At 65.8% G+C, this 12783-nt stretch carries 11 protein-coding genes; 6 read left to right on the top strand and 5 right to left on the bottom strand.

Translation table 11 applies throughout. From position 1 onward, the window contains the following. On the bottom strand, positions 1 to 747 hold the full coding sequence (locus SKC41_RS10730) for a DUF429 domain-containing protein (RefSeq protein WP_330977611.1): 747 nt from the start codon (positions 745 to 747) through the stop codon (positions 1 to 3). Between the two features lie 81 nt (positions 748 to 828). On the opposite strand from SKC41_RS10730, the gene purB reads away from it, so the two are divergent. Continuing rightward, on the top strand, positions 829 to 2247 hold the full coding sequence (gene purB / locus SKC41_RS10735) for an adenylosuccinate lyase (protein WP_330977612.1): 1419 nt from the start codon (positions 829 to 831) through the stop codon (positions 2245 to 2247). Beyond that, positions 2244 to 3503 (top strand): cytochrome P450, encoded by a 1260-nt coding sequence (locus SKC41_RS10740; protein ID WP_330977613.1) that lies wholly within the window; start codon positions 2244 to 2246, stop codon positions 3501 to 3503. Before purB ends, SKC41_RS10740 begins: the two co-directional genes overlap by 4 nt. Before the next feature lie 64 nt (positions 3504 to 3567). Here the strand turns inward: SKC41_RS10740 and SKC41_RS10745 are convergent, their stop codons facing one another. Next, positions 3568 to 4185, bottom strand: coding sequence for a hypothetical protein (locus tag SKC41_RS10745; protein WP_330977614.1), 618 nt, complete (start codon positions 4183 to 4185; stop codon positions 3568 to 3570). A gap of 57 nt (positions 4186 to 4242) precedes the next feature. Between SKC41_RS10745 and SKC41_RS10750 the strand changes: the two genes are divergently transcribed. Together SKC41_RS10750 and SKC41_RS10755 are read left to right on the top strand one after the other, a co-directional pair. After that, on the top strand, positions 4243 to 5148 hold the full coding sequence (locus tag SKC41_RS10750; protein WP_330977615.1) for a phosphoribosylaminoimidazolesuccinocarboxamide synthase: 906 nt from the start codon (positions 4243 to 4245) through the stop codon (positions 5146 to 5148). Then, complete coding sequence (locus SKC41_RS10755) at positions 5145 to 7295, top strand: S9 family peptidase (RefSeq protein WP_330977616.1); 2151 nt, start codon at positions 5145 to 5147, stop codon at positions 7293 to 7295. Before SKC41_RS10750 ends, SKC41_RS10755 begins: the two co-directional genes overlap by 4 nt. On the opposite strand, the gene SKC41_RS10760 is transcribed toward SKC41_RS10755, so the two are convergent. After that, entirely contained in the window at positions 7224 to 7670 is a 447-nt protein-coding gene (locus tag SKC41_RS10760; protein ID WP_330977617.1) for a DoxX family protein, read from the bottom strand. The two genes, SKC41_RS10755 and SKC41_RS10760, sit on opposite strands and share 72 nt — an antisense overlap. 91 nt (positions 7671 to 7761) lie before the next feature. Here SKC41_RS10760 and SKC41_RS10765 point away from each other — a divergent pair, with 91 nt between their 5' ends. Further along, entirely contained in the window at positions 7762 to 8325 is a 564-nt protein-coding gene (locus SKC41_RS10765; protein ID WP_330977618.1) for a TetR/AcrR family transcriptional regulator, read from the top strand. A gap of 7 nt (positions 8326 to 8332) precedes the next feature. On the opposite strand, the gene SKC41_RS10770 is transcribed toward SKC41_RS10765, so the two are convergent. Then, positions 8333 to 9973 carry a DHA2 family efflux MFS transporter permease subunit gene (locus SKC41_RS10770; RefSeq protein ID WP_330977619.1) on the bottom strand — a complete coding sequence of 547 codons (1641 nt, stop codon included), beginning with the start codon at positions 9971 to 9973 and terminating at the stop codon, positions 8333 to 8335. A 225-nt stretch (positions 9974 to 10198) separates the two neighbouring features. Beyond that, positions 10199 to 11818 (bottom strand): DHA2 family efflux MFS transporter permease subunit, encoded by a 1620-nt coding sequence (locus SKC41_RS10775; protein WP_330977620.1) that lies wholly within the window; start codon positions 11816 to 11818, stop codon positions 10199 to 10201. Positions 11819 to 12050: 232 nt separating this feature from the next. Between SKC41_RS10775 and SKC41_RS10780 the strand changes: the two genes are divergently transcribed. Then, entirely contained in the window at positions 12051 to 12755 is a 705-nt protein-coding gene (locus SKC41_RS10780; protein ID WP_330977621.1) for a DUF2334 domain-containing protein, read from the top strand. The last annotated feature ends 28 nt before the right edge of the window (positions 12756 to 12783 follow it).

Below are 12783 nucleotides of genomic sequence, written 5' to 3' on the forward strand. Positions count from 1 at the left end.
TCATTGCCTGGTCAGATCGGTAGGCAGGGACGGCGTGACGATGTATCCGCTGGCCAAGTCCCCGTAAATCGTGATCCGGGCCGGGCAACGCTGGGCGTATAAGGCCACATAGGCGCAGACCACCGCGTCGACCGGGTCTTCGGCGCGACGCAGCTCGCTCTTGCGCTGCGCGCTGGTCACTTGTTTGCGCAGCGCGACCCAGTCGGGGTGATCGGCGACGCGCATCGGCACGTCGGTGTAGGCAAGCCGCTCGACCCCGTCCATCAGCAGCAGTAACTCGGACTTGAGCCGCTCGACGGTGCGGCCGGGCTTGGCCTTGTACTTCAGGGTTCTTTCCAGCCGGAACAACGCGACGGTCGCCGCGTGCGGGTAGACCTCGATTGCGCGCCGCACGGTCGCGGAGTGTGGATTCATGTCGAGGCTCAGCGCCTGGGCCAGCCGCGCCCCACGGGGCCCGTTGGCGAATTCGGGTTTTCCGGTGTTGGCCGGATGTGCGCCGGCTTCGAATCTGCGGAAGTCGCGGTTGAGCGCCGTCTCGGCCGGGCGCTGACCGGTGCGGTTGTTCACCACCAGCGGTGCGTCGAATCCGACCGCGCAATCGCCCTGCACGTACGGGCGCAACGCCGCCAGGATTTCGTCGTCGTCGCGGACCGCGCCGGCGCTGACCAGGCAGCCGTCGGAGTCGACGACGGCGATACCGGTCGGGTTGCGGATGCCCCACGCGAGGTCGACGCCGGCGTAGTACATGCCGCGAAACTGTAATCGCCGACGCCGCTACTGAAGGAAATGCGTTGCCAGTCGCAGTCGCGCGGTCGATAAGCTGACCCGGTGAGCATTCCGAATGTGCTGGCCGCCCGGTACGCCAGCGCGGAGATGGTCGGGATCTGGTCGCCGGAGGCCAAGGTCGTCGCGGAGCGGCGGCTGTGGCTGGCCGTGTTGCGGGCCCAAACGGAACTCGGTGTTCCCCTGCCCGAGGAAGCGGTCGCCGACTACGAGCGGGTGCTCGAGGATGTGGACCTGGCTTCGATCGCGGCACGCGAACGAGTACTGCGCCACGACGTCAAGGCCCGCATCGAGGAATTCAACGCGCTGGCCGGTCACGAGCATGTGCACAAGGGGATGACCAGTCGCGATCTGACCGAGAACGTCGAGCAGCTGCAGATCCGACGGTCGCTGGAACTGGTTTTCTCCCATGGGGTGGCGGTGGTCGCGCGGCTTGCCGAGCGCGCGGTGGCCTATCGCGATCTGGTGATGGCCGGACGCAGCCACAACGTCGCCGCGCAGGCCACCACGCTGGGCAAGCGGTTCGCGTCCGCGGCCCAGGAGACGCTGGTGGCGTTGACCAGGCTGCGCGAGTTGATCGACCGTTACCCGCTGCGCGGGATCAAGGGACCGATGGGTACCTCGCAGGACATGCTCGACCTGCTCGGCGGCGACCCGGTCAAGCTGAGCGAGCTCGAGCGGCGCATTGCTGAATTCCTAGGTTTTGCAACGGTTCTGACCAGCGTCGGACAGGTGTATCCGCGGTCGCTGGACCACGACGTGCTCTCCGCGCTGGTGCAGCTGGGTGCCGGACCGTCGTCGATGGCCCACACCATCCGGCTGATGGCCGGGCACGAACTCGTGACCGAAGGGTTCGCGGAGGGGCAGGTCGGTTCCTCCGCGATGCCGCACAAGATGAACACGCGCAGCTGCGAACGGGTCAACGGGTTGCAGGTCGTGCTGCGTGGGTATGCCTCGATGGCCGCCGAGCTGGCTGGCGCGCAGTGGAACGAGGGTGACGTCTTCTGCTCGGTGGTACGCCGAGTTGCCTTGCCGGACAGCTTCTTTGCGATCGACGGCCAGATCGAGACGTTCTTGACGGTGCTCGACGAGTTCGGCGCCTACCCGGCGGTGGTTGAGCGGGAGCTGGATCGCTACTTGCCGTTCCTGGCCACCACCAAGGTGTTGATCGCGGCGGTGCGGGCCGGCATGGGGCGCGAGGCCGCGCATCACGTGATCCGCGAACACGCGGTGGCAACGGCATTGGCGATGCGGGAACGCGGTGCCGAGCCCGATCTGCTGGACCGGTTGGCCGCCGACGAGCGCCTGCCGCTGGATCGTGCGGCGCTCGATGCCGCGCTGGCGGACAAGAAAGCCTTCACCGGCGCCGCCGGCGATCAGGTCGATGAGATTGCCGCGATGGTTGATTCGCTGGTGGGCCGCTATCCGGACGCGGCCAAATACGCTCCGGGTGCGATCCTGTGACCCTCGCCGGCGCGCTCTCGGGGATCGACCTCACCGATCTGGACAACTTCGCCAACGGTTTTCCGCATGAGTTGTTCGCCGTGCACCGCCGCGAGGCGCCGGTCTACTGGCACGAGCCGACCGACAACACCCCGGATGGCGAGGGCTTCTGGTCCGTTGCGACGTACGCGGAAACCCTTGCCGTGTTGAAGGATCCGGCGACATATTCATCGGTGACCGGCGGGGCTCGGCCGTTCGGCGGTACGCTGTTACAGGACCTGTCCATCGCGGGCCAGGTGCTCAACATGATGGACGACCCGCGGCATTCTCAGATTCGGCGGCTGGTCAGCTCCGGGCTGACACCGCGGATGATCTCCGCTGTCGAGAACGATTTGCGATCCCGGGCCCGACGCCTGCTCAACGACGTGGTACCCGGCGAACCGTTCGACTTCCTCGTCGACATTGCCGCCGAACTGCCGATGCAGATGATCTGCATCCTGCTCGGAGTGCCTGAATCCGAACGGCATTGGCTGTTCGAGGCCATCGAGCCGCAGTTCGACTTCGGTGGCTCGCGCAAAGCTTCGCTTTCGCAGTTGTCCGCCTCCGAAAGAGACGCCGCGGCCGGGTCGCGGATGTACAACTACGGCCAAGAGCTGATCGCCTCGAAACGCGCCGATCCGACCGACGACATGCTGTCGGTGGTCGCCAACGCGACGGTCGACGAGGTGGACGGGCCGGTCCCGTCCGATCTCGAGGTATATCTGTTCTTCAGCCTGCTGTTCAGCGCCGGCGCGGAGACGACCCGCAACGCCGTCGCGGGCGGGCTGCTCTCGCTGGCCGAGCATCCGGACCAATTGCGGGCGCTGCGGACGGATTTCGGCCTGCTGCCGACGGCGGTCGAGGAGATGGTGCGGTGGACATCACCGTCGCCGTCCAAGCGGCGCACCGCCACCCGCGATGTCGTCCTCGGCGGTCAGTCGATCGAAGCCGGACAGAAGGTCCAGATCTGGGAGGGCTCGGCAAATCGCGACGCCAGTGTCTTCGACCGGGCTGACGAGTTCGATATCGCACGAAAACCCAATCCGCACTTGGGTTTCGGTCAAGGTGTGCACTACTGCCTGGGAGCCAATCTGGCACGCCTGGAGTTGCGCGTCCTGTACGAAGAGCTGCTGTCGCGCTTCGGCGCCGTGCGGGTGGTGGCGCCCGTCGAATGGACGCGAAGCAACCGCCACACCGGCATCCGGCATTTGGTCGTGGAGCTGCTAGAGGAATCGTGAGGTTCCGGCGCGCCGACGTCGAGGCGATCGTCTCCGGCGGGCGTTCGTCTTCCCTCGCCCACAGCTAGCGCCGAATCGTGATTCCCGCCGAGCGCAGTTCGAGCGCAGCCAGCGCGCGGATCGTGAACGGATCCTGGTGCCGCCAGCCTCCGACCGGATCCGCGCTGACGGCGGCTAACTTCGCCGGCGAACGGTTTGTCAGTGCCCGCAGTGCCAGCAACTCTTCACCGGCCGGGGTGGCGGCCAGGGCCGTCACGGTCAATTTGCGCCGGAAGAACCGCAGCCGCAGATAAAGCCATGGCACGGCCGCGACCAGGATCGGGGGAGCGATCACGGCCAGCGCCAGCAGTACCGCGAGCCAGCTGGCCGTGGTGTCCAGGTCGTGGACGGCGTTGGCGATGTCCAGGGCGGCCTGGCTCGCCGACGTGAGCGGCTTGCTGACATTGTCGCCGACGACTGGAATGTGTTGTGCGCCATGCCCCGCGGAGGCCAGGTTCCCCGCGATGCTGTGGGTGCCGTCCTCGACTTGCCGGCCGGCGTCGGCAATCGTCGAGATGGCGTCGTAGACAGCGGTGCCGACGAGCAACCAGATCGCCGTCCACACGACGATGACCGTGTCGCTGAACAGCTGGGCCAGCAATCGGCCGGGCGTGGTGGCGTAGGGCAGAAAGCGCGATCTCATGCCCTCGATCCCAGCACAGCTCCCGGGTCGGGGTGGGGTTCCCGATAGGCTGGCCGGATGCGCCCTGCACTGTCCGACTATCAGCATTTGGCCAGCGGCAAGGTCCGCGAGCTGTATCGCGTCGACGAAGAGCACCTGCTGCTGGTCGCCAGCGACCGGATCTCGGCGTTCGACTTCGTCCTGGACAGTACGATCCCGGACAAGGGCCGCATCCTGACCGCGATGAGTGTGTTCTTCTTCGGCCTCGTCTCGGGGCTAACGGGAGCCCCCAACCATCTGGCCGGCCCACCCGATGACCCACGCATCCCGGACGAGGTGCTGGGCCGCGCGCTGGTGGTGCGCCAGCTGGAGATGATGCCGGTGGAATGTGTGGCCCGTGGGTATCTGACCGGCTCGGGATTGCTGGACTATCAGGCGACCGGCAAGGTCTGCGGCATCACGCTGCCGCCGGGGCTGGTCGAGGCCAGCAAGTTCGCCCAGCCGCTGTTCACCCCGGCCACCAAAGCCGCACTGGGGGATCACGACGAGAACATCGCCTTCGACCGGGTGATCGAGATGATGGGTGCGGTACGCGCCAACGAGCTGCGCGACCGCACGCTGCAGATCTATGTGCAGGCCGCCGATCATGCCTTGACGAGGGGAATCATCATCGCCGACACCAAGTTCGAGTTCGGCACCGACCGTGACGGCAACCTGCTGCTGGCCGATGAGATCTTCACACCGGACTCCTCGCGGTACTGGCCTGCCGAGGATTACCGCGTCGGGGTGGTTCAGACCAGTTTCGACAAGCAGTTCGTCCGCAATTGGCTCACCAGTCCCGCATCCGGCTGGGACCGTCACGGAACGGAACCGCCACCACCGTTGCCGGACGACATCATCGCCGCCACACGCGACCGTTATATCAATGCTTACGAACGGATTTCCGGCTTGAGCTTCGGTGACTGGATCGGCCCCGCCGCATGACGGCGGCCGGTACCCCGCCCGTCGCGAAGCGGATCGACACCACACGCGAGCACCACGGCGATGTGTTCATCGATCCGTACGAGTGGCTGCGCGAGAAGTCGAATCCGGAAGTCATTTCTTACCTCGAGGCCGAGAATGACTACGTCGACCAGGCCCTTGCCCACCTGGAACCGCTGCGGCAAAAGATCTTCGATGAGATCAAGGCGCGCACCAAGGAAACCGACTTGTCGGTGCCGACCAGGCAAGGCGACTGGTGGTACTACTCGCGCACCTTCGAGGGAAAGCAGTATCGCGTCCAATGTCGTTGTCCGGTATCGAATCCCGATGACTGGGACCCGCCGGCTCTGGACGAGAACACCGAAATACCGGGCGAGCAGGTTCTGCTCGATTCGAACGAAGAGGCCGACGGGCACGACTTCTTCGCCCTGGGCGCCGCGCTGGTCAGCCTGGACGCTAATCTGCTCGCTTATTCCGTCGACGTCATCGGCGACGAACGGTACACGCTGCGGTTCAAGGACTTACGGACAGGCGAGAAGTATCCCGACGAAATCGCCGACATCGCGGGCGGAGTGACGTGGGCGGCCGACAACCGGACCGTGTACTACCTGACCCTGGACGACGCCCACCGCCCGGACAAGGTGTGGCGGTATCGGCTGGGCTCGAAAGAGCCGTCGGAACTGGTGTATCACGAAGCAGACGAGCGGTTTTGGCTTGGGGCGGGACTGAGCCGAAGTGAGGCGTATGTGTTCATCGCCTCGGGTTCGTCGGTCACATCCGAGATGCGCTACGCCGACGCCGCCGACCCGCAGGCCGAGTTCACCGTCGTGCTACCGCGCCGTGAAGGCGTCGAATACTCGGTGGAGCATGCCGTGGTCGGAGGACAGGATCGCTTCCTGATCCTGCACAACGACGGCGCGGTGAACTTCACGCTCACCGAGGCCCCGGTCAGCGATCCCACGCAGCAGCGCACTCTGGTTGCGCACCGCGACGACGTTCGGCTCGAAGCCGCGGACGCGTTTGCCGGTCACCTGGTGATCAGTTACCGGCGTGCAGCGTTGCCACGAATCCAGTTGTGGCCCATCGGTTCTGATGGCGAGTACGGCGAGCCCGAAGAGATCGCATTCGATTCGGAACTGATGTCGTCGGGCCTGGGCGGCAATCCGAACTGGGTTTCGCCCAAGCTGCGGATCAGGGCGGGGTCTCTCGTCACGCCATTGCGGGTCTACGACGTCGACCTGGGTACCGGCGAGCGCACCTTGTTGCGTGAGCAGCCCGTACTCGGTGACTACCGGCCAAGCGACTACGTCGAGCGGCGCGACTGGGCGGTCGCCTCCGACGGTACCCGCATCCCCGTTTCGATCGTGCACCGTGCCGGCCTCGAATTCCCCGCGCCCACCCTCATCTACGGGTACGGCGCCTACGAGATATGCACGGATCCGGCCTTTTCCATCGCTCGGTTGTCGCTGCTGGACCGGGGAATGGTGTTCGTCATCGCCCACGTCCGTGGCGGGGGAGAGATGGGCCGGCTGTGGTACGAGCACGGAAAGCTGCTGGAGAAGAAGAACACATTCACCGACTTCGTCGCGGCGGCACAGCATTTGGTGGACTCGGGAGTAACCCGTCCGCGCGAGTTGGTGGCATTGGGCGGCAGTGCGGGTGGGCTGCTGATGGGTGCGGTGGCCAACCTGGCGCCGGATCTGTTCGCCGGGATCCTCGCTCAGGTCCCGTTCGTCGATCCGCTGACCACGATCCTGGATCCCTCGCTGCCGTTGACCGTCACCGAGTGGGACGAATGGGGAAATCCCTTGAGCGACAGCGAAGTCTACGCGTACATGAAGTCGTACTCGCCCTACGAGAACGTTGAGACGAAGAACTATCCCGCCATTCTGGCCATGACCTCGCTGAACGACACCAGGGTCTACTACGTGGAGCCGGCCAAATGGGTTGCGGCCCTGAGGTACGCCAACCCCGACGGCAACCCGGTGCTGCTCAAGACACAGATGGCGGCGGGTCACGGCGGCGTCAGTGGTCGCTATCGCGGATGGCAGGAGACCGCATTTCAATACGCGTGGCTGCTAGCCGCTGCCGACGGCGACCGCCACGGCGGCGGCGAGGAAGACGATCTCGGCGGCGATGCGCAGGGGTAGCTGCGTCGTCATCGACTGGGGTGGACGGGGCATCCGGGACGCGTAGACGTTGGCCGGGAACATGGCCAGCATCAGCAGCAGGAGGCACACCGCCGCCGCGGTCCGGGTGCCGGGAAGCAGCAGTCCCGCCGCGCCCAGCAACTCCAGCACGCCGGTGACGGTGACGAGCAGGCCGGGCGCGGGCAGCCGCGGCGGCACGATGGCGATCAGGTCGCGACGCAGCGGCGGTGCGAAGTGCGCGATCCCGGTCAGAACGAACATCGCGGCCAGTCCGGCGGCGATGGCCGCGGTCCACCCGGCGAGGTAACCGACGCCGAGCCGGCCGGCGATCCAGGCGACGATGCTGCCCAGCAGCAGGGTGATCAGCGGAGCCATCTCGATTCCAATCTAGACAGTGACAAGATAGATAGTTCAAGGTAGGCCCGTATCTAGTCACTGTCAAGATTGCTTCGGTATGCTGGCCGTCATGGACCGTCCGAATTACCACCACGGCGACCTGCGCGCGGTGATCCTGAGCGAGGCCGCGCGCCTGGTGGCGCAGCGTGGCGCGGACGGGGTGTCGTTGCGCGAGCTGGCCCGCAGCGCGGGCGTGTCACATGCCGCTCCGGCCCACCACTTCGTCGATCGTCGTGGGCTGTTCACCGCGCTGGCCGCGCAGGGGTTTCGGTTGCTGGCCGAGGCGCTGACCGCCGCGCGGGGTCGCTTCGCCGATGCGGCCCTGGCCTACGTGCGGTTCGCGATCGACCATCCCGGCCACTATCAGGTGATGTTCGACAAGTCGCTGCTGGACGTCACGGACACCGAACTGGCCGCTGCGGAAGCAGCTGCCGGTGCCGAGCTGTCGCGGGGCGTGGCGACCCTGCGCGACGTCCATGCGCAGGCTGACCCCGCGGGCGCGCAGTTGGCGGCATGGTCACTGGTGCATGGGTTTTCGACGCTTTGGCTCAACGATGCGGTCAATGCTCAGGTCAAGCAGACCGACCCGATGGAGACCGTGCTGCGGATCGCGACGATGCTGTTCGAGGGCTAAGCGGGGATCAGTCGGCCAGCGCTTCGGCCGGCTCGGGGTCTTCCGCGGGCTCCGGGCGCTTCATCGGAAGAAACGCGGCCGGGATGATCGTCAACACCACCATCGCGACGGCCACCACGAAGACCGCCGTATAGGCGTGGGAGAGGCCGTGCGTCACGTTGGTCGCGAAATCGGGGCCCATGGTTTTCCATGCCGACGACGAGGCTTCGATCGGCATGCGTTGCCCGCTGGCTTGCTGTTGGGCCGCGACCAGCTTGTTCGCCGTCACCAGAGTTTCGTTGTGGTTGAACAACTGCGTCAGGATCACGCCCAGCAACGCGGCGCCGATCGATCCGCTCACCTGCTGGTTGACGGTCACCAGCGTGGTGCCGCGCGCGACCTGATGCGGGGCCAGCGCCTGCAGGACCGCCGCCGACAGCGGCGTCGTGGTGCAGCCGACTCCCAGGCCCATGATCGCCAGCCCGATCAGCAGCGTCGGCTGGTAAGGGGCCTCCGTGGCGACGCCATAGGTGAAGATGCCCAGACCCACCGCCATCGTGGGAAGGCCGATCAGCACCATCAGGCCGGGTCCGCGTTTGTCCATGAATGCCCCGGCCAGCGGCATCGTCAGGACCGCGCCCAGGCCGACCGGCGTCAAATGCATCCCGGACTGCATCGGTGTCTGGTGCATCACCACTTGGAAGTAACTCGGCACCAGCAGCCCCAGCCCGACAAACGGGGCACCGAATACCAGCAGGGCGAGATTGGCCTGGGTGACCACGCGGTTTTTGAAAAGGCGGAGGTCGATCAGCGGATGGTCGGTGCGGAAGGAGTGCAGGACGAATGCCGCAACGAGCAAAAACCCCATGATCGTCGGCACCAACACGGCAGGATTGCCGACCGTGCCCCGTGCCGGGATCGATGAGACCCCGGCCAAAAACAGCGTGACACCCGGCGGCAACAGCAGCACGCTGACAATGTCGAGTTTTTCCGCCGGGGCCGGCCGATCCTTCGGAAAGGTGATTGCCGCGAGGACGATCGCAACCAGGCCGATCGGCAGGTTGATCAGGAAAATCCACTTCCAGCCGTAGGCGCCGACCAGCCAGCCGCCCAGGATGGGCCCGCCGATCGGACCGAGCAGGATCGGAATTCCCCCGATCGCCATCAGCCGGCCGACGCGCTTCGGGCCCGCCTCACGAGTCAGGATCACGAAGCTCAGCGGCATCAACATGCCGCCACCGATACCTTGGACGACCCGAAAGGCGATGAGCAGCATGATTGTTGGCGATATCGCGCACAGCAGCGAACCCAGCATGAACACCAGGACCGAGCCGATGAAGAGCCGTTTGGTTCCGAATCTGTCTGCCGCCCAACCGGTTACCGGGATGACCGTCGCAAACGCGAGCATGTAGGCCGCCACGGTCCAGGCGACGACCGCCTGGCTGGAATTGAACTGTGTGACGAAGGTGCCTTGGGCGACCGCGACGACGGTGCTGTCGAGCACCGCCATCACGGCGGCCAGCCCGCAGATGAAGACGACGCGCATCAGCTTGGCGTCGAGCTTGTCGGGATAGTCGCGGCCTGCCGCGGCGCTGTGTCCGCCGGAGGCGAGAGGGATCGCGACGTTGGGGGCCGCGGAACGCGCGCCTTCCATAGCGTCGCTGAGCATAGGGCCGAGCATATCGAGATGGGCCCGGCATTTGGCCGCTTTGCCGGTATTCCCGACCCGCTAAGGTCGGGCCGATGGGCCGCGATGGGCGCCGGACGACGGCGTGGCCGCCATCATCCCGACACCCGCGCGGACGAATTCGACCCGTGCCGAATCCGTGCGTAAGACCATTTTCACGAGACCGCGCGGAGCTGGCATCGGTGCTGCTCGGCGAGCCGATTGCGGCTATTCGACGGCTGTTTGAACGGCGGGCTTTTTCGGCAGAAATGACGCCGGAATGATGGTAAATGCCACCAATACCAGCGCGACCACGAATACGGACGTATAGGCCTGCGAAAGGTCGTGCAAGAGATTTGCGGAAAATCCCGGGGCGAGTGACTGATGTGGTATTTGTGACGGATCCACCGGCACGCCGCTGATTGCCGACTGCTGCTGTAGCGCCGCAAGTTTGTTCGCCGCGACGATGTCTGGACTCCGGTCGAATCGGTCGGTCAGGATCATCGCCATCAGCGCGGTTCCCATCGAGCCGCCCACCTGGTGGCTGACGCTCATCAGCGTGGTGCCGCGGGCAATCTGGTGCGGCGCCAGCGCCTGCACCGACGCCACCGACAGCGGCATCATCGTGCACCCCATCCCCAGGCCCATGACCGTCAGTGCGATCAGCAGGGTCGGTGCATATCCGGCATGCCTGGCCACACCGAAAGCGAACGTGCCCAGACCGGCGAGGATCATCGCGATACCGGCGAGCACGTATTTGCCCGGCCCATGCCGATCCACGAGTGGACCGGCCAGTCGCATCGTCAGCATCGCGCCGAGTCCCTGCGGGATCAGGTGCACGCCGGCTTGCATCGGCGTCTGGTGCAGCACCTGCTGGAAATAACTCGGCAGCAGTAGACCGGCTCCGAAGAATGCGCCGGCGAACAGCAGCATCGTCACATTGGCCCGGGTGAGGACCGGGTTCTGGAACAGATGCAGATCGATGAGTGGATGATCCGTGTGGCGCAATGCGTGCACGACGAACGCGGCGATCAACGTCAGGCCGATGACCGCGGGTAGCAAGACGCGCCGATCGGCGACCGTTCCGCAGCGCGGGATCGACGACACCGCGAACAGGAACGTCGCCAGACCGGGCGAGAGCAACAGCCCGCCGATGACGTCGAACGTTTCCGACCGCGCGGGGTGATCTCGCGGGAACACGATCCAGGCGAGGATGAACGTGGCAAATCCGATCGGCAGATTGATCAGGAAGATCCACTTCCAACTGGAGGTGTCGATCAGCCAGCCGCCCAGGATCGGGCCGGCGATCGGAGCGAGCAACATGGGAATGCTCAATATCGACATCAGGCGACCGAGTCGCCCGGGGCCCGCTTCGCGCGTCATGATCATGAATCCGAGCGGCATCAGCATGCCGCCACTGACGCCCTGCACTATGCGAAATATGATGAGCTGCAATATCGTTGACGCCACCGCGCACAGCAGCGAGCCAAGCACGAACGCCACTACCGAGCCCATGAAGAGCCGTTTGGTGCCGAATCGGTCGGCCGCCCAGCCGGTCAGTGGGATCACGGTCGCCAACCCGAGTGTGTAGCCGGTCATCGTCCACGCGACAACGGCCTGGTTGGATCCGAACTCGGCGATGAACGTGCGCTGCGCGACGGTGACGACGGTGACATCCAGGATCGCCATGATGGTGGCCAGCAGACACACGCCGGAAATCCGCAGTAGCGGGGCGTCCAGTTTGTCCGGATAGACACGTTCCTCGGCACCCGGCAGCCCGGCGGGGGCGGTGGGCAGCGCGGCGTCGCCCGCTGCGGTACGGGCCTTCTCCATGGCGTTGCTTAGCATATCGAACCGTTTCTCTTTCGCGACGCTGGTCCGCGTTTGCTCACGGCATGCCGGCATGGCGGACGCCGGGCAGCGCGCTACGCTCGGGTGGCGGACATCACGTCAGTGGCCCAACTACGTTGCGCGAAGGCCGTATCGGAGCCGCGAGTGACATCCGGCATACGCGTCGATATACGCTTGCAGTCTGCGTGTCCTTCACCATCCCGACATCTGCGCTCGTCAAACTGCGGTTGTGGCTGGAGAATTGATCGTCTCGGTCTCGGGGATAGGCGAGCGCACGCTGGACGACGTCGAGGCGTTCTGTGCACAAATGGATTCCCGCAAGGTGCCGGTTTCGTTGCTGGTGGCTCCGCGGCTGTCGGGCGACTACCGGCTGGACCACGACCCGCGCACCGTCGAGTGGCTGACCGCCCGGCGCGCCGGCGGCGACGCCATCGTGCTGCACGGTTACGACGACGCCGCCACCAAGAAGCGGCGAGGCGAGTTCGCCATCCTGCGGGCACACGAGGCCAACCTTCGGCTGATGGCAGCCGACCGGGTACTCGAGCACCTCGGACTGCGTACCCGGCTCTTCGCCGCACCGGGCTGGACCGTCTCACCGGGCGTCGTTAAGGCATTGCCGGGCAACGGCTTTAGGCTGCTGGCCGATTTGCACGGGATCACCGACCTGGTCCGTCACACCAGCGTGCGCAGCCGCGTACTCGGCATCGGAGAAGGATTCCTCACCGAGCCGTGGTGGTGCCGCATGGTGGTGCTGTCCTCCGAGCGGATCGCCCGTCGCGGCGGGATCGTGCGGGTAGCGGTTGCGGCCCGCCAATTGCGCAAACCGGGGCCGCTGCAGGCGATGCTGGACGCCGTCGACCTGGCTTCGATGCACGGGTGCGCGCCGACGGTTTACCGCTGGCGTCCCGACAAGGCTATTCGCGACGCGGCCTGACCTAAGCCAGCTGATCGATCGCTGGGTT

Source organism: Mycobacterium sp. 050128 (genome assembly GCF_036409155.1).
Lineage (GTDB): Bacteria > Actinomycetota > Actinomycetes > Mycobacteriales > Mycobacteriaceae > Mycobacterium.